The following is a 16,247-nucleotide window of genomic DNA, read 5'->3' on the forward strand; positions in this document are numbered from 1 at the left end:
TCTCGGGATGACGCATTGCGAAGGGGTCCGCGCCCCCTTGCACGCCCTTGGCACGTGGGCACATTCTTCTGGGGGACGGCCAACAGGGAGGTGGGCATGCTTTCCATCCACGAGCACGCAACGCTGGAAGAGGCGAGCACCGAATTGCTCGAGTTCGCCCTCGAGCCGTCCAACTGGACGACGCTTCCACCTGCCGAGCAGGCAGCCGCCTCCGTCTCGCAGGACGTGCGCTACCAGCGGCGCGTGGGCCCGCTGCGCATCTACACGGTGCTGGAGGTCGCGCCCTCGCTCGAGGTCTTCCTGCGCGTGGCCTTCCGAGCTCCCGGTCTCACGCCCGTGAAGGCCGCGGACCACCTGGAGGCCTTCCTCAAGCAGCGCCTGCCGCTGACGCCCAACAGTGAGTGGCAGGTGGAGGTGGACGAGCGGCGGTGGATCCACTTCGTGCGGCGCTACGCGGCCCCGCGCCTCCAGGCCTGACGGGCAGTACCGCCCCCCATCGGAGTGGACGTTCCTATCTTTGACTCCATGGCGGGGAGCGAGACACCCACCGGCCTCGAGGGGCCCCTGCGGTTGTGTGATTTCATCCGGAAGTACCGCGCCCAGGTGCTCGAGACGTGGGCCGGGGAAGCCTGTCTGTTGCCGGGCGCCCGGCGCCTCTCCCGGCCGCGGCTCCTGGACCATCTGCCGGCGCTCCTCGACCGCATCGCCAACGTGGTGGAGACGGTCCACACGGGAGAGCACGACACCCTGGAGGAGTACCCCGAGGAGCATGCGCTCGACCGGCTGGATGCCGGGTTCGACCTGGAGCAGGTGGCGAGGGAGTACGCCCTGCTGCGCACGTGCATCCTCCGGCTCTACGACGAGCACGTGGGAGAGCGGAACACCGGGGTGCTGGTGCGGGAGGTGTTGCGCTTCAACCAGGCCTTCGACACGGCCGTCATCACCGCCGTGACCCGTTACGCGCGCGCCCGCGAGCGGACGCTGGTGGCCCTGGATCGTCTCTCCGAGGTGGCCCTGGGCACGGAGGACCTGGACCGGTTCCTGCCCCGGCTGCTGCGGGTCATCCTGGAGAGCACCGAGTCGGTGGACACGCTCGCCCTGCTGCTGCGCGACGGGGACACGCTGCGGGTGCGCGCCTCGGTGGGACTCGGCGAGGAGCAGTCCACGGGCTTCAGCCTGAAGATGGGCGAGGGCTTCGCCGGGACGATCGCCGCCGAGCGGCGTCCGAAGGAGCTGCGCACGGCCGCGACGGATCCCCTGGTGAAGAACCCGGTGCTGCGCGCCCGGAACATCCAGGCCCTCTACGGCGTGCCGATGCTGGATGGAGAGCAGGTCGTCGGCGTGGCGCACATGGGGAGCCGCACCGCCCACGAGTTCTCCAACGAGGACAAGCTGCTCTTCCGGGTGATGGTGGGCCGGGCCGCCAGCCTCATCGTCCAGGCGCAGTTGGTGGCGCGCGAGCGGGAGGCGCTGGCGCGCGTGCGGGTGCAGGAGGAGCGCGCCGTGCGCCTCCAATCGGTGACGGCCGCCCTGTCCCAGGCACTCACCACGACGGACGTGGCGCGCGTGGTGTTGGACAAGGCGGTGCGGGCCCTGGGGGCCATGGGCGGCTCCATTGGCCTGCTCACGGAGGACCGCCAGTGGTTCGAGACGCTGGAGGCCCATGGCCACCGCGACGAGGAGCTGCGGGACTGGACACGCTTCCCGGCGGACTCACCGGTGATGTTCCGCCAGGCGGTGGCCACGCGCGAGCCCGTGCTCTACGAGACGGTGGAGCACTTCCTGGCGGACTACCCGCAGTGGGGGGAGATCGCGCGGAAGGAAGGCTATGGCGCGTTCGCCACCCTGCCCCTGGTGGCCGAGGGACAGGTGCTCGGGGCCATGGGCCTGACGTTCCGCGAGCGGCACACCTTCTGCCCGGAGGAGGTGGCCTTCATGCTCGTGCTGGCCGGCCAGTGCGCCCAGGCGGTGGAGCGCAGCCGTCTCTACGATGCCGCGCAGCGCGCACGTGCCGACGCGCAACTCCATCTGGTCCGGCTCGATCTCCTCATGGACACGGCGCCGGTGGGGCTCGTCTTCCTGGACACGGAGATGCGCTATGTGCGCATCAACGAGCGCCTGGCGGAGATGAATGGGCGCTCCGTGGCCAGCCACCTCGGGCGCACCGTGCGCGAGGTGCTGCCAGGGATCGGCTCCACCTTGGAAGCGATTCTCCGGGGGATACTGGAGACGGGACGGCCCGTGGTGGACCTGGAGGTGACGGGAGAGTCCCCCGCGACGCCCGGCGTCCCGCGCCACTGGCTGGTGAGCTACTACCGGGTGCAGGACGTGAGCGGTCCTCCGCTGGGCCTGGGCGGCGTGGTGGTGGAGATCACCGACCGCAAGCGGGTCGAGGAGGAGCTGCGCCAGACGGCGGAGTTCCGCGAGCGCTTCCTGGGCATCGTCTCCCATGATCTGCGCACCCCGCTCAACGCCATCCTCCTGTCCGCCAGCGCGCTGCTGCGCTCCGAAGCCGTGGAGAAGCGTCACCTGAAGGCCGTGCGCCGCATCACCACCAGCGCGGAGCGGATGGAGCGGATGATCTCGGAGCTGCTCGACTTCACGAGGGGGCGTCTGGGCGGCGGCATCCCCATCCACCCCCGGCCCGCCAACCTCCGGCACATCTGCCGCAACGTGGTGGAGGAGCTGGAGGCCAGCTACCCCGAGAGCAAGTTGAGGCTGAGCGCGGAAGGGCGGTTCCAGGGCACGTGGGACCCGGACCGGCTGGCGCAGGCGTTCGGCAACCTGGGCAAGAACGCACTCGAGTACAGCCCCGAGGGCACACCGGTGGACTTCATGCTCCGGGACGAGGGGGACACGGTGAGCCTGGAGGTGCACAACGAGGGCGCGCCCATTCCGGCGGAGGCACTCTCGTCCGTGTTCGAGCCCTTCCAACGGGCCGTGGAGCACTCCGCCTCCTCGGGACTGGGACTGGGCCTCTTCATCGTCCAGCAGATCGTCACCGCGCATGGCGGCACGGTGGAGGTGCGCTCCAACGAGGCGGAGGGCACCTCCATCACCGTGCGGCTTCCGCGCCACTCCAAGGAGAACGAGCGCGGCCATTTCCCCTCGCCCTCCGGGAGCTGATCATTAGTCACATCTGGACTGCCCCTCATTTCTCCCTCGGAGAATCCCCTTGGGCGGAGCAAGCAACCAAGCATCTCCCAGAGGGGCGCTCCGAGGGGGCGCTGGAGATGTGACTAATGATCAGCTCCGGGAGAGGGACGGGGTGAGGGGATATTCAGTTCAGCGCCCCACCGGGCACGTGCTTCTGTCCGCCCAACACCTGGCCGTCCTTCACCTCGATGACCCAATAGCCCTCGCGCCCCAACTGGGTGGAGGAACCCGCGCTGAAGATGTGCGGGCGCTGGGCGGTGGACGGGTGGTGGTAGCGCCTGTGGATGTGGCCGTGGAGCACCGCGTAGCGCGGCCCGGGGATGAGCCGGAAGAGCGCCTCGGCGTCGCGCAGCCCATGGAAGTAGTGGTCGGCCCGGCCGTGGTGGGTGAGCGGAGCGTGGTGCACCGCCACCAGCACGGCGCGGCCATCGAGCCTCGGATCCTTCACCAGCGCCGCGAGCCCCTCCAGTTGCGCCGGGCCGATATGCCCATGGGCGATGCCCGGCAGGGAAGGCACCCGCGCCGACAGCAGGCCCACCACCGCGGCCTCCTGGCCCACCAGCCGCACGAAGGGGAAGGCGCCCTCGCGGCGATACTCGGGCAGATCGCTCTCCAGCAGGTGGCCGAAATGCCGCGCGAAGCGGCCCTTGCGGTGGCTGCCCGGGGTGAAGACGTCGTGGTTGCCGGGGATGACGGTGCAGCGGCCCGGATCCTCGGCCAGCGCGCCGAGCGACTCGCGCGCCATCTGGAACTCGGGCTCCAGCGCGTACGCGGTGACGTCCCCGGAGAGGATGAAGTGGTCCACCCCGTGCTGCTCCGCGTCACTGGCGATGGCGGCGAGCGTCTCGGGAGCGCGCGCGTAGGCCTTCTTGCGCCCGCCCACGGACAACTCGGCCATGGCGACCCACCGCCGCCAGCCGAGCCGCCTGAAGGGCAGGGAGAAGTAGTCGGCGGTGATATGGACATCGGAACAATGGAGGAAGCGCATCCCGGTCCCCAGTTAACCTTCCGCGGCGCCCATGGCCACCCAAAGCTGCGCATGTCCGGCCCGGGGGCCAAGGAGGAAGCAGCCAGCCCTCCCCGGGCGCGTTAGTCTGCCAGCGACCTCCATGAGCTTCCGCGGACGCTTCGCCCCCAGCCCCACCGGCCGCATCCACCTCGGCAATGCCCGCAGCGCGCTGCTCGGCTGGCTCCAGGCCCGCGCGGCCGGTGGCCAGTTCCTGGTGCGCATCGAGGACCTCGACCGCGCGCGCTGCAAGCCGCAGTTCCTCGACGACCTGTACCGGGACATGGAGTGGCTGGGCCTGGACTGGGACGAGACGCCGCTGGTGCAAAGCCAGCGCGATGACGTGTACCGGGAGGCCCTGGAGGAACTGGAGCGCCTGGGCCGCGTCTACCCATGCTTCTGCACGCGCGCGGAGATCGCCCGGGCCGCGAGCGCCCCCCACGGCCTGAGCGACGAGGGGCCGCGCTACCCTGGCACCTGCGCCGTCCTGTCACCCGAGGCCGTGGCCGAGCGGGCCCGGACGCGCGTGCCCGCCCTGCGCTTCCGGGCCGCCCCCGGCGAGTGGTGTTTCGAGGACGGGCTGCATGGCCGCACCTGTCAGGACGTGGCCACGCTGGTGGGTGACTTCGTGGTGCGCCGCAACGACGGAGTGGCCAGCTACCAACTCGCCGTGGTGGTGGACGACGCCGCCAGCCACATCACCGACGTCCTCCGGGGCGATGACCTGCTGACGTCCACCCCGAGGCAGCTTCAAATCTACGAGGCGCTCGGCCTGACGCCGCCCCGCTTCTGGCACGTGCCCCTGGTCCTCGGAGAGGACGGCAAGCGGCTGGCCAAGCGGGAGGGCGCCTTCGCGGTGGCCGAGCTGCGCGAGCGGGGCATCGCCGTGGAGCGGGTGCTCGGGCTGCTCGCGGCGTGGAGTGGACTGGGGGATGGCACGCCGGTGACGATCCAGGAGCTGGTGCGGCGCTTCCGGCCCGAGCTGCTCCCCCGCTCGCCCGTCGTGGCCCGGGAGGCGCTATTGAAGGAGGCGCTGGGCCTCGGGGGTTGAAGGTGCACATGCCGGGCAGAGCCGTCTTCCTCTGGGTGGTCATCCCCTTCGTGGCCCTGAGCGCGCTGGCGCTCTGGCTCACGAGGGACACGCCGGCGCCCGCCGTGACGGTGGTGGACGTCCCGGCCTCGCCTCCGCCCGCGCCCCCCTCCCCTGCCCCCCCGCCAGAGGTGCCCATGGAGCGGACGCCCCCCGTGGCTCCGCCGCCCCCCGTCTCCCCACCGGAAGAGGAACCGAAGCTCGAGCTCCCGCCGGGCACGTGGAGCGAGGAGGAGGTCCGCGTGGCGCTCCAGTCCGTGCAGCGGTTGGTGCGCTCGTGCCTCGAGGACGCCTCGGTGCGCCACCCGGGTCCACAGACGGTGAGGGTGCGCTTCACCCTGGAAGCGAGGGGTGAGCGCGGCCACTTCCAGGACAGCGAGGTGGTGGAAAGCACCACCCAGGATCCTTTCGTCCTCGCCTGCCTGCTCGATACTTTCGCCGACACACAATTTTCCGCTCCCCCTGGGAAAGCGCCGCTGACGCTGACGCATCCGTTCCACTTCCGGCCCGGGAAGCGTGGAGCCCCTTGAAAACCCCGGCGGGACGTATGGTGTAGTAGGCCGGTCCTACCTCATGCCCATCACGGTCCAACAACTCGCCCCCTCGGACGCCGATGCGCTGCGGGCGCTGCTCGCGAAGGATCCAGCACAGAACCTCTATCTGTTGGGGTTGCTGCAGGAGTTCGGCATCGCGCCGGCGGAGCACCGCAGCAGCTTCTCGTACTGGGGACGCTTCGATGGGAAGACGCTCACGGCGGCGATCTTCGTGGGAGGCGGGGGCGGACTGATGGTGCCCTCGGCGAGCGACGGCTCGGCCACGGGAGTGATCGCGGACGCGCTGGCCGAGCGCGTGAGGCTGAAGGCCTCGGTGGGCGAGAAACCGGCGGTGGACGCGCTGGTGCGCAGCCTGTGCCCGGGCAAGCCACGGCTGTCGAAGAACTACCGGCTCTTCGCGGTATCGGCCGATGACATGGGGCCGTTCACCAACCCGCTGCTGCGGCTGGCGCGCGAGGAGGATGTGCCGCGCCTGATGCCGTTGGCGCTCGGGGCGGTGCAGGAGATCTACGGCCGGGACGCGCTGGCGGAGGATCCGCACTTCGAGGCGCGGGTGGCGCAGCGCGTGAGGGCGAAGCGCACCTACGTGCTGGAAGAGAACGGCGCGATGGTGTTCAAGGTGGACATCGGCAGCCGCTCGCAGTTCGGGGCGGAGCTGGAGAACCTGTACACGGTGCCCTCGGAGCGGGGGAAGGGGCACGCCACGCTGTGCCTGGGGCAGATCTCCCGCTTCCTGCTGTCCTCGCTGCCCAGGCTCACCCTCCGGGTGGAGGAGAAGAACGAGTCGCTGGCGCGGATCGCTCGCAAGGTGGGCTACCTGGCCGGCCGCACCCAGCGCCTGGTGCTGGCGGAGTAGCGTCCGCGAGCGGGGCGGTTACACTCCGCGCCCCCGCCGGAGTGCACCATGTCCCGTCCTACCCCTGAGCGCCGTCCCCTGTCCGGAGAGGGCCCCGTCATCCTCCGGGTCCCCTCGGATCCACGCTGGCTGCCGCTGGCGCTCGAGCGCTTCGACGAGGTGCTCGTGGACCATGCCCACTGCGAGAAGAAGGCGGCGGCCAACGCGCTCTCGCTGTTGCAGGTGTACCCGGACCTGCCCGGGCTGCCGGCGCAGATGGCGCGGTTGGCGCGCGAGGAGAGCGCGCACCTGGCCCGGGTGCTGGACCTGATGGCGGCCCGGGGCCTGACGCTGGGGCGGGACGCGGGAGACCCGTACGCCCAGGGACTGCAGAAGTTCGTCCGCACCTCCGCGGACGGGCGCCGGGTGGACCGGTTGCTGGTGGCCGCGGTCATCGAGGCGCGCTCGTGCGAGCGCCTCTCGCTGCTGGCCGAGGGACTCGAGGATCCCATGCTGCGCCGCTTCTACGGTGAGCTGGCGCAGTCCGAGGACGGGCACCAGTCCCTCTTCTACCGGCTGGCCGTCACCGCGGCGGGCGGAGACGAGGCCCCGGTGCGCACGCGGCTGGACGAGCTGCTCGTGCTCGAGGCCGAGGTGCTCGAGCGCATCGGCCTGCGCGCCGCCATCCACTGAGGCCGGGGGCCTACAGTTCGTGCAGGTAATGGTACGCCTGCCCATGACCCGGCACCTCGCGCACCGCGAATCCGAAGCGTTCCAGGACACGGCGCAGTTTCAGGTTCGGGTGGGCACAGTGGACCGCGTGGACGATCCACTCGACCGCATCCAACCCGCGGCTGCGTGCATAGCGCTCCGCCAGACTCCAGAGGGTCTGGAGGACGCCCTCCCCGCCCCCGTCGATCTGCGCCAGTTCCACGACGAGCCGCTTCGCGCGCACCTGGAACTGGCCCAGCACCTGCGCCGAGCCGGCCTGGAAGACGAGGGGCTCGTCCAGGAAGACGAAGGCTCGAAGCTCTTCATCGGAGAGTTGGAGGATTTCCTCGGGCGTATGGCCTTCGAGCAGGAGCTGCCGGTGGGTCGCCATGTCATGACCATGGCACCCATCCGTCCCATCAGGTGACTTCTCCTGAATCACTGATGACCCACCTTGCTTGATTTCCCGGGTGTTTCGGAATTGGGATGTGCGCCCCCCTCTCCTTATAGGAGAAGCCGCGCATGTTCCGACGCCCCTTGGCCCTGCTGTCCGCGCTCATGTTGTTCCCGGCGTGCAACCCGGTGACGGAGGAGCCACCGGCCGCCGCACCCGAACCCGTGGCCGCCGCCGAGCAGAAGCTGGCGGTGCCGGGTTTCGCCGAGCTGCACCACCACATGTTCGCCGAGGAAGCCTTCGGCGGCGGCTGGTTCCACGGCAGTCATACCGGCACGCTGGTGAGCTGTGACGGAGGCGCGCCCGAGAGTGACCACGCCCGGGTGCGCATGGACCTGAGCAACATGCTCGACCTGTGCCCCAACTCGGGGTCGGTTTTGGCGCGGACCTCAACGGCTTCATCCAGCAGACGCGGCCGCGCTTCGGCGACCACGGGGCGTGCTCGGCGGGCTTCAAGGCCGAGGCGGACGCGCAGGCCCACCAGCAGCGCCTGACGGGGCCGGCGCGGCTGGGCACGGACTTCGACGTGTACGGCCTGGCGCACGTGGGCCTGCTGCCGGACGTGGTGCGCGACCTCAAGCAGTTGGGGGCCAACACCACGGGCCTCGAGGGCTCCTCGGAGTCCTTCCTGCGCACGTGGGAGCGCGGCCTGTCTCCGCGCACGGGCATGGCGGACGCGGCGGCGGACATCGACACCAGCGGCGTGGCGCCCTACGTGGAGAAGGCCACGCGTGAGGCGCAGTACCCCATGGTGTGCGGCAAGACGTACGCACCGGACTCCAAGGTGCTGGGCCAGACGTGCCGCTTCAACGAGGAGTGCATCAGCGACAAGTGCACCTCGCTGGACTGCGGCAACATCACGGGCAGCTGCATCTGCGATGGGGACAACGACTGCACCAGCACCCAGTACTGCGGGTGGGGCCTCAACACGGGCAAGTGCCAGAACAAGAAGGCGCGCGGCGCGCTCTGCGCGGAGAACCGCGAGTGCCTCTCGGGCACCTGCCGCTGGACCTATACCTGCGCCTGAGCTGAGGGTGCCACGGTCCCCGGGTTCAACCCCTACCGTGGCACCATCCGCTCGCTCACCGGTTCCCGGGCGCGAACCGGCTCGGGCCCGGCCTTGTGGAAGGGCCACACCAGGGGAACCACGCCCACGAGGAAGGCGAGCAGCAACGCCGTCAGGGGCGTGCCGAGCCGGAAGAAGTCGGTGAAGCGGTAGTGCCCGGGGCCGTACACCAGCACGCAGCTCGGCTCGAGCGGAGTGATGAAGGAGCAGCTGGCCGCCAGCGTCACACCAATGGCGAAGGGCCTCGGGTCCACACCCAGCTTCGCGGCGGCGCCCACCGCCACCGGGAGGATCACCAGGGCCGCGGCCTGGTTGCTCATGGGGGCCGACAAGATGATGGTGAGCGCCATCATCAGGACCAGCACCGTGCGCGGGCCTCCGTACTCGCCGAGCCTCGCCACGTGGTTGCCCAGGAACCTGCCCGCCCCGCTCTCCTCCATGGCCAGGCCGAGCGCCAGCATGGAGCCGATGAGCAGCACCACGCGCCAGTCCACGCGGAAGGCCCGCCGCGCGTCCACGCACCCGGTGGCGATCATCGACAGCATCCCCGCCAGTCCCGCTACCGCCAGCGGCATCACCTTGAAGGTGCCCAGCGCGAGCGCTCCCAGGAAGAGCACCACCGCCAGCAGCGACTTGCCGTAGCGCGGCGGCTGGTACGCCACGTCCCCCAGGATGAGCAGGTTGACGCCATCCGACAGCTCCTGGACCTTCTCCCGCGGGCCGCGCAGCAGCAGCACGTCACCCACCGACAGCGGCAGTGTGGACAGCGACTGCCCACCGAAGAGCCGGCCGAGCAGTTGCAGTTTCGTCAGCCGCTGGATGGCGGGCTTGCGGTGCAGCGCCAGCGCCACCAGCCCGTAGCGCTCCAGGAAGAGCGTCTCCTTCAGGCTGCGGCCGATGAGCGGACTGCCCGTGGGCACCGTCGCCTCCACCAGCAGCGTGTCCCGCGGCCTCAGGTCCGTGTCCGACAACCGCATGTCCGGACGGATCTCGATGCCCCTCAAGTCCTTCACCCGCAGGATGTCCTCGCGGTTGCCCTCGATGATGAGCCGCTCGTCCCCCTCCAGCCGGTACGTCGGGACGGCTGGCTGCGACTGCCCCTGGCGGACCAGCCCGATGACACGCAGCCCCAGTCCCTCCGTGATTTCCGCCAGCGCCTTGCCCACGTAACGCGAGTCCGCCGGCAGCATCGCCTCGGTGAGGTAGTCGCGCAGGGACCAGTCGGCCACCGCCCCCTTGCCCACCCGCGCCGGCAGCAGCACCGGCCCCAGCAGCACCACCACGAGGATGCCCAGCACCGCCACCGGAAACCCCACCGGCGACAGCTCCGCCACCCCGATGGGCTCCAGCCCGAAGCGCGGAAAGGCCGCGGACGCCACCAGGTTGGTGGAGGTGCCGTACAGGAACACCATGCCCCCCAGCATGGAGGCGTACGCCAGCGGCAGCAGCACCTTGCTCTTGGGCACCTTGGCCCGCTGCGCCGCGCCAATGGCCACCGGCAGGAAGGCCGCCGTCGTCACCGTGTTGGAGACGATGGAGGAGAACACCGCCACCACCACCATCATCGCCAGCACGAATGTCTGGTGCCCGAAGCGCGCGAAGAAGGCGAGCCGCTGCCCCACCAGGTGCACCACTCCCGTGCTGGCCAGTCCCTCCGTCATCGCCAGCAGCGTGAAGATGAAGATGACCGTGTCGTTGCTGAAACCCTCGAAGGCCTGCTCCGGCGTCAGCACCCGGGTGGCCGCCAGCAGACACACGATGACCAGCGAACTCACCTCGATGGGCACCACGTCGATGGAGAAGAGCACCAGGGCAACCAGCACGATGCCCAGCACGATGGCGATGGTCATGGACGCCCCCAACGTGCGGCCTCGTGTGCCTGGAGGTGAGACCCCCTCCGCCCCGAACGTCCGCTAGCCGAAGGGCCCCTCCGCCTCGAACGTCTGCTACTGAATACTGGGGCTTCAATAAGTGAAATTGAAGGAAGGTGGCAGCGGCGGGACGGGATTCACCCGGGGCCGCTGTTGCTTTTACAAGGGGCTCCCGGGAAGGTTCGCCCACCAACTGAGGAGACAAGCGAATGGCTTCGACCCAAAACGCGGCGCTCCAGGGCGCTCCCACGAAGAACCCGGAGCTGCTGGCCTGGGTAGCCAAGATGGCGCAGATGACCCAGCCGGACAGCATCGTCTGGTGTGACGGCTCGGAGGAGGAGAAGAAGCGCTTCACCGACCTGGCGGTGAAGGAAGGCATCCTCATCCCCCTCAACCAGCAGAAGCGGCCGGGTTGCTACCTGCACCGCTCCAACCCCAATGACGTGGCGCGCGTGGAGCACCTCACGTTCATCTGTACCACCAACAAGGAGGACGCCGGCCCCACCAACAACTGGATGGAGCCCGAGGCGGCCTACACCAAGCTCGCCCACCTGTTCACCGGCGCCATGAAGGGCCGCACCATGTACGTGGTGCCCTACGTCATGGGCCCGCTGGGCAGCCCCTTCGCCAAGATTGGCGTGGAGCTCACCGACAGCGTCTATGTCGCGCTCAACATGCGGATCATGACCCGCATGGGGAAGGCCGCGCTGGACATGCTCGGCGACTCCAACGACTTCAACCGCGGCCTGCACAGCACGGGAGATCTCAACCCGGACCGCCGCTACATCTGCCACTTCCCCCAGGACAACACCATCTGGAGCTTCGGCAGCGGATATGGCGGCAACGTGCTGCTGGGCAAGAAATGCCTCGCCCTGCGCATCGGCAGCTACCTCGGCGAGCACGAGGGCTGGCTGGCCGAGCACATGCTGATTCTGGGCGTCACCAGCCCCAAGGGTGAGACCACCTACGTGGCGGCCGCCTTCCCGTCCGCGTGCGGCAAGACGAACTTCGCCATGATGATCCCGCCCAAGGAGTACGAGGGCTGGAAGATCGAGACCGTGGGCGATGACATCGCCTGGATGCGCGTGGGCCCGGACGGGCGCCTGTGGGCCATCAACCCCGAGGCCGGCTACTTCGGCGTGGCCCCCGGCACCAACTACAAGAGCAACCCCAACGCCATGGCCTCGGTGTCCAAGGACACCCTCTTCACCAACGTGGCCATGACGCCGGACGGCGACGTGTGGTGGGAGGGCATGGACGGCGAGGTCCCCGAGGAGCTCACCGACTGGCAGGGCCGCCCCTGGAAGAAGGGCAGCACGGAGAAGGCCGCGCACCCCAACAGCCGCTTCACCGCGCCCGCCTCCAACAACCCGGTGCTCAGCCCCAAGGCCAACGACCCCATGGGCGTGCCCATCTCCGCCATCATCTTCGGCGGCCGCCGCTCCAACACCGTCCCGCTGGTGCTCCAGGCCTTCAACTGGACCCACGGCGTGTTCCTCGGCGCCACCATGGGCAGCGAGACCACCGCCGCCGCCACCGGCAAGGTGGGCGTGGTGCGGCGTGATCCCATGGCCATGCTGCCCTTCTGCGGCTACCACATGGGTGACTACCTCCAGCACTGGCTGGACATGCAGAAGAAGATCACCCACCCGCCGAAGATCTTCCAGGTCAACTGGTTCCGCCAGGACAAGAACGGCAAGTTCATCTGGCCGGGCTTCGGCGAGAACATGCGCGTGCTCGAGTGGATCGTGAACCGCGTCCACGGCCGCGTCCCCACCGAGGAGACGCTGCTGGGCTGGGTGCCGCGCGCCGACCAGGGCCTCAACCTCAAGGGCCTGGACCTCTCCCAGGAGTCCGTCTCCGAGGTCACCTCCATCAAGGAGGACGAGTGGAAGGCCGAGCTCAAGAGCCAGGAGCCCTTCTTCGAGTCCCTGGGCCTCAAGGCCCCCGAGGCGCTCACGCTCCAGCGCAAGCTGCTCATCTCCCGCCTGGGAAGCTGAGCCCCCGGCCCGGGTAGGGTCCGCAGTCCTCCGGGGCCGTCCCGCCATCAGGTGGGGCGGCCCCGCCGTTTTTCCGGCCCCACCGTTTTTCCGGGCCCCCTTCGCCTGGCGGGGAGTTCAGGAGTAGGCTCCGCAACCATGCGATTGGTCTTGGTTTTATTGGCGGCCCTCCTGCTCGCGCCCGCCCCCTCCCATGCCCAGCGGGGTGGCTCGCGCAACCCCAGGGAGCTCATCAAGCAGGCCGAGCGGCTCTACGACCAGAAGAAGTACCTGGAAGCCGCCGCGCTGCTGGAGAAGGCGAACGAGTCCCTGAACGACACGCGCATCATCTACAACATCGCTCGCGCGTACGATCAGGCCGGTAAGGAGACGGAGGCCATCTCCTACTACGAGAAGTACCTGACGGACGGAGAGGACGCGCAGCTGCGCAAGCGCTCGCGGCTGTCCCTCGACCGGCTGCGGCTCCAGAAGGAGAAGGAGGAGAAGGCGGCGGCGGCGGCGGAGGCCGAGCGCAAGCGGATGCGCGCGGAGGCCGAGGAGGCCAAGAAGCGGGCAGAGGCGGAGCGGGCGGAGGCCCGGCGCACCGATGAGGCCAACCAGCAGCGGCTGAAGGTGGCGTACGAGGATGCTCAGGCCTCGCGCAAGCGCATGCAGGTGACGTCCATTGCCCTGGGCGGCGTGGCGCTGGCGGGCGTGGGCGTGGGGGCCTTCTTCGGGGTGCAGGCCAACGGCTCGCGTACCATGTTCAACTCCTCCACGGAGCTGGACCAGAAGCTGGCGGCGAAGAACGCCACCCGGAGCAGCGCGCTGATCGCGGACATCGGCTTCGGGGTGGGACTGGTGGGCGCGGTGGCCGCCGTCCTGCTGTACCCCAAGGAGCCCGTGAAGAAACCCGGCAAGGTCCGGCTGACGTCGGCCCCCCAGGGCACTGGAGCGGGTGTGGAGGTGAGTTTCTGATGCGCGCGCTGTTCCTGACGGGAGTGATTTCGGTGCTGGCCACCGGGTGCAGCCTCACCGCGGCGGGTGGGCTCGACGAGTGCGAGACGAGCGCGGACTGCCAGAGCGATCAGGTGTGCACGCAGCAGGTCTGTCTGCCGCTGCCCGCCGGCTGCAAAGCCGAGCCCTACGGCTCCACCGAAGCCGACGCCATCCGGATGGGCGGCCTCTTCCCCCTCCACACCAGCCCGGAGCCGGGCGCCAGCGAGGACGAGTCCGACGTCCAGGGCTTCAACGCCGCGCTGCTCGCGCTGGAGGAGGTCAACCAGCGGCGCGTGAACGGAAAGCAGATCGCCCTGTACTTCTGCGACACCGGGAGCAGCAAGGACGTCGCGGAGAAGCAGGCCCGGTGGCTGGTGAATGACAAGAAGGTGGCGGCGCTGCTGACGGCCGGCAGCAGCCAGACGCTCGCGGTGGCGGATGTGGCGATCCCCGCGGGCGTGCTCACCATGAGCTACAGCGCCTCCTCGCCGGAGATCACCGCGAAGCCGGACACCAACGGCGGGCCGGTGGGACTGCTGTGGCGCACCTCGCCCTCGGATGCCATCCAGGGCACCGTCATCGCGAACCTGCTGCGCTCGGACAGCCGCTTCGGCCTACCGGCCAAGGTGGGCATCCTCTATGTGGAGGATCCGTACGGCCAGGGCCTCTCCAACATCATCTCCGAGCAGCTCAGCACCGGCCCGACGCGGGTGGCCAACCGGCCCTTCCTCTACCAGCGCGGCGGCGATGTGAAGGCAGTGCTGGACTCGCTCGACATGTCGTACGACCCGGACGTCACCGTGCTGATCGGCTTCGCGGATGACGCGACGGCCATCCTCCGGGAGGCGTCCACCCGGTTCAACCTCAAGCGGGAGAACGGCCACCGCTGGTTGTTCTCCGACAGCGTGAAGGACGCGACCGTGCTGGCGGACTCGCTGGCGGCCAGCCAGGCCCAGGGCTTCTACGGCACCGCCCCGGCCCAGGGCACGGGCCAGGCCTTCAACACCTTCCGCGCGCGATTCCTGGACAAGTACAACAAGGAGCCGGCCGCGTACGCCTATACCTCCAACGCCTATGACGCCATGTACCTGCTGGCCCTGGGCGCGTCCTACTCCCTGAGCACCTCCAACGCGGTGACGGGAACGAAGATCGCCGAGGCGCTCAATCGCGTCTCCAGCGGCGCGAGCAGCACCAGCACCCAGCTCACCAACTCCAACTTCACCGGCCTCGCGGCGCAGCTGGCCTCGGGACAGAGCGTCAACATCGAGGGCGCCAGCGGCCCGCTGAACTTCGATGTCAACGGCGAGGCGCGCGCCCCCGTGGAGCTGTGGCAGGTGAGCGACACGGGCTTCGTGACCATCGCGAACAACCTCGAGCCGTAGCGTGGAGCCCCCCGCCCACGAACACGTGGACGGGGGAACGGCCATTCAGGGACTCGGGGCGGACTCCTCGAAGCCCCGGGTTCCCTGCTGGAACTGGGCCGGCACCCCGCTCCCCTCGAAGAAGAGGAGCGTCTTGCCGTCGTCCTGGTCCTCGATCTCCATGCAGTCGATGTTCCCGTCGTCGTCGATCTTCAGGTACACGCGCACCGCGTTGTCGATGCGGTGCATGAGCTCGCGGCGCTCGTCACCCACCGACACCTCGATGGCCCCGGCCTCGGAGCCCTTCGTCTCCAGGTCGATTCCCACCAGGGGGAGCTTGCGCGTCATTTCCTGATCGCCGATGTCCCGGTTCTCCACTTCGATCCGGACGGGTTCGTTCAACGCCCGCTTGCTCAGGTTGTCGAAGTAGACGGCCCAGGTCTCTCTCGGAATCTCGATCGTGCGTCCCATGACCTACCTCCGCACCAGGAAGGTAGGTCCGGAGACACGCACGCAACGCCCCTGACCGCGTGCCGGGGACATGGCGATTCCCCGTCCGGCCGCACCACCGGCTACCGGCTCGCCATGGCGTCCTTCCGCAGGTCGCGCGAGGACACGTCCGCGTCCGCGCCCTCTCCGCCCGGCGAGCCGTCCGCGCCATAGGTGGTGATGACGGGCTTGCCTCCCTCGTTCATGTACACGTACTCGTTGCCCCACGGATCCTTCGGCATCTGCTCCAACGCCTGCGTCTCCACCAGCGCGCGCAGGCCGGTGCTCGTGTCGGGGTACTTGCCCTTCTTGGCGTAGTAGAGCTTGAGAGCGTTGTGGATGGCGCCGATGTCCAGGCGTGCGGTGTCCCGCCTGGCTTCGTCGAGCTTCGGAATGACGGCCACGCCCACCGCGGCCATGATGAGACCGAGGATGGTGATCACCACCATGATCTCGATGAGGGTCATGCCGCGCTGGCGGCGGCGCTGCGGGTTGCGCGTCTTCTTCAGGCTCATGTCGTTGTCCTCGCGTGTGGCCTTCCGTCAGGCCACCGGGCAGCCTGTGCAACCCCCGCGCCCAACGCCCTTTCCCCGAGGGACACAGAGAGGACACGAGCGGTTCGAGGGGAAGCCAGGCAGGGCCCACCGCGCCAGCGTGTCGCGCCAACGGGGAGGCG

14 protein-coding genes and 1 pseudogene are annotated in these 16,247 nt (G+C 69.3%); 10 read left to right on the top strand and 5 right to left on the bottom strand.

The annotated features are described in order from the left end of the window. Nucleotides 1-96 precede the first annotated feature (96 nt). Nucleotides 97-477: a hypothetical protein gene (locus tag BO221_RS32645; protein ID WP_043402627.1), complete on the top strand. Its 381-nt coding sequence runs from the start codon at nucleotides 97-99 to the stop codon at nucleotides 475-477. A 48-nt stretch (nucleotides 478-525) separates the two neighbouring features. Further along, complete coding sequence (locus BO221_RS54135) at nucleotides 526-3,126, top strand: GAF domain-containing protein (RefSeq protein WP_073564733.1); 2,601 nt, start codon at nucleotides 526-528, stop codon at nucleotides 3,124-3,126. A gap of 154 nt (nucleotides 3,127-3,280) precedes the next feature. On the opposite strand, the gene BO221_RS32655 is transcribed toward BO221_RS54135, so the two are convergent. Next, nucleotides 3,281-4,144 carry a metallophosphoesterase gene (locus BO221_RS32655; RefSeq protein ID WP_073564734.1) on the bottom strand — a complete coding sequence of 288 codons (864 nt, stop codon included), beginning with the start codon at nucleotides 4,142-4,144 and terminating at the stop codon, nucleotides 3,281-3,283. A gap of 121 nt (nucleotides 4,145-4,265) precedes the next feature. Here BO221_RS32655 and gluQRS point away from each other — a divergent pair, with 121 nt between their 5' ends. From gluQRS to BO221_RS32675, 4 genes are read left to right on the top strand one after another with little or no spacing between them, the layout of a single operon-like run. Then, nucleotides 4,266-5,213 (top strand): tRNA glutamyl-Q(34) synthetase GluQRS, encoded by a 948-nt coding sequence (gluQRS, locus tag BO221_RS32660; RefSeq protein ID WP_073564735.1) that lies wholly within the window; start codon nucleotides 4,266-4,268, stop codon nucleotides 5,211-5,213. 8 nt (nucleotides 5,214-5,221) lie between these two features. After that, a complete protein-coding gene (locus BO221_RS32665; RefSeq protein WP_073564814.1) occupies nucleotides 5,222-5,782 on the top strand; it encodes an AgmX/PglI C-terminal domain-containing protein in 561 nt (186 codons plus the stop codon). Between the two features lie 43 nt (nucleotides 5,783-5,825). Further along, entirely contained in the window at nucleotides 5,826-6,662 is an 837-nt protein-coding gene (locus tag BO221_RS32670; protein ID WP_073564736.1) for a GNAT family N-acetyltransferase, read from the top strand. A gap of 48 nt (nucleotides 6,663-6,710) precedes the next feature. Continuing rightward, complete coding sequence (locus BO221_RS32675; protein ID WP_043402614.1) at nucleotides 6,711-7,334, top strand: tRNA-(ms[2]io[6]A)-hydroxylase; 624 nt, start codon at nucleotides 6,711-6,713, stop codon at nucleotides 7,332-7,334. A 10-nt stretch (nucleotides 7,335-7,344) separates the two neighbouring features. On the opposite strand, the gene BO221_RS32680 is transcribed toward BO221_RS32675, so the two are convergent. Next, complete coding sequence (locus tag BO221_RS32680; RefSeq protein ID WP_073564737.1) at nucleotides 7,345-7,743, bottom strand: hypothetical protein; 399 nt, start codon at nucleotides 7,741-7,743, stop codon at nucleotides 7,345-7,347. Between the two features lie 424 nt (nucleotides 7,744-8,167). Between BO221_RS32680 and BO221_RS57680 the strand changes: the two are divergent. Beyond that, nucleotides 8,168-8,833, top strand: a pseudogene (locus tag BO221_RS57680) (Dickkopf N-terminal cysteine-rich domain-containing protein); the annotation flags it as partial. 32 nt (nucleotides 8,834-8,865) lie between these two features. Here the strand turns inward: BO221_RS57680 and BO221_RS32690 are convergent. Beyond that, nucleotides 8,866-10,722, bottom strand: coding sequence for an SLC13 family permease (locus BO221_RS32690; protein WP_073564738.1), 1,857 nt, complete (start codon nucleotides 10,720-10,722; stop codon nucleotides 8,866-8,868). A gap of 230 nt (nucleotides 10,723-10,952) precedes the next feature. On the opposite strand from BO221_RS32690, the gene BO221_RS32695 reads away from it, so the two are divergent. The 3 genes from BO221_RS32695 to BO221_RS32705 all read left to right on the top strand — a co-directional run bounded on the left by BO221_RS32695 (nucleotide 10,953) and on the right by BO221_RS32705 (nucleotide 15,103). Beyond that, complete coding sequence (locus BO221_RS32695; protein WP_073564739.1) at nucleotides 10,953-12,743, top strand: phosphoenolpyruvate carboxykinase (GTP); 1,791 nt, start codon at nucleotides 10,953-10,955, stop codon at nucleotides 12,741-12,743. A gap of 138 nt (nucleotides 12,744-12,881) precedes the next feature. Further along, nucleotides 12,882-13,700, top strand: coding sequence for a hypothetical protein (locus tag BO221_RS55025; protein WP_073564740.1), 819 nt, complete (start codon nucleotides 12,882-12,884; stop codon nucleotides 13,698-13,700). After that, complete coding sequence (locus BO221_RS32705; protein WP_073564741.1) at nucleotides 13,700-15,103, top strand: ABC transporter substrate-binding protein; 1,404 nt, start codon at nucleotides 13,700-13,702, stop codon at nucleotides 15,101-15,103. Before BO221_RS55025 ends, BO221_RS32705 begins: the two co-directional genes overlap by 1 nt. Nucleotides 15,104-15,148: 45 nt before the next feature. On the opposite strand, the gene BO221_RS32710 is transcribed toward BO221_RS32705, so the two are convergent. Continuing rightward, nucleotides 15,149-15,553 (bottom strand): DUF5335 domain-containing protein, encoded by a 405-nt coding sequence (locus BO221_RS32710; RefSeq protein WP_073564742.1) that lies wholly within the window; start codon nucleotides 15,551-15,553, stop codon nucleotides 15,149-15,151. A gap of 101 nt (nucleotides 15,554-15,654) precedes the next feature. After that, nucleotides 15,655-16,086: a type II secretion system major pseudopilin GspG gene (gene gspG / locus BO221_RS32715; RefSeq protein ID WP_073564743.1), complete on the bottom strand. Its 432-nt coding sequence runs from the start codon at nucleotides 16,084-16,086 to the stop codon at nucleotides 15,655-15,657. Nucleotides 16,087-16,247: the final 161 nt, after the last annotated feature.

Source organism: Archangium sp. Cb G35 (assembly GCF_001896145.1).
Lineage (GTDB): Bacteria > Myxococcota > Myxococcia > Myxococcales > Myxococcaceae > Archangium > Archangium violaceum.

Excerpts from the sequence above, each read along its gene's own strand:
- BO221_RS32645 (WP_043402627.1), top strand. The coding sequence starts at position 97 with ATGCTTTCCATCCACGAGCACGCAACGCTGGAAGAGGCGAGCACCGAA.
- BO221_RS54135 (WP_073564733.1), top strand. The coding sequence starts at position 526 with ATGGCGGGGAGCGAGACACCCACCGGCCTCGAGGGGCCCCTGCGGTTG.
- BO221_RS32655 (WP_073564734.1), bottom strand. The coding sequence starts at position 4,144 with ATGCGCTTCCTCCATTGTTCCGATGTCCATATCACCGCCGACTACTTC.
- gluQRS (WP_073564735.1), top strand. The coding sequence starts at position 4,266 with ATGAGCTTCCGCGGACGCTTCGCCCCCAGCCCCACCGGCCGCATCCAC.
- BO221_RS32665 (WP_073564814.1), top strand. The coding sequence starts at position 5,222 with ATGCCGGGCAGAGCCGTCTTCCTCTGGGTGGTCATCCCCTTCGTGGCC.
- BO221_RS32670 (WP_073564736.1), top strand. The coding sequence starts at position 5,826 with ATGCCCATCACGGTCCAACAACTCGCCCCCTCGGACGCCGATGCGCTG.
- BO221_RS32675 (WP_043402614.1), top strand. The coding sequence starts at position 6,711 with ATGTCCCGTCCTACCCCTGAGCGCCGTCCCCTGTCCGGAGAGGGCCCC.
- BO221_RS32680 (WP_073564737.1), bottom strand. The coding sequence starts at position 7,743 with ATGGCGACCCACCGGCAGCTCCTGCTCGAAGGCCATACGCCCGAGGAA.
- BO221_RS32690 (WP_073564738.1), bottom strand. The coding sequence starts at position 10,722 with ATGACCATCGCCATCGTGCTGGGCATCGTGCTGGTTGCCCTGGTGCTC.
- BO221_RS32695 (WP_073564739.1), top strand. The coding sequence starts at position 10,953 with ATGGCTTCGACCCAAAACGCGGCGCTCCAGGGCGCTCCCACGAAGAAC.
- BO221_RS55025 (WP_073564740.1), top strand. The coding sequence starts at position 12,882 with ATGCGATTGGTCTTGGTTTTATTGGCGGCCCTCCTGCTCGCGCCCGCC.
- BO221_RS32705 (WP_073564741.1), top strand. The coding sequence starts at position 13,700 with ATGCGCGCGCTGTTCCTGACGGGAGTGATTTCGGTGCTGGCCACCGGG.
- BO221_RS32710 (WP_073564742.1), bottom strand. The coding sequence starts at position 15,553 with ATGGGACGCACGATCGAGATTCCGAGAGAGACCTGGGCCGTCTACTTC.
- gspG (WP_073564743.1), bottom strand. The coding sequence starts at position 16,086 with ATGAGCCTGAAGAAGACGCGCAACCCGCAGCGCCGCCGCCAGCGCGGC.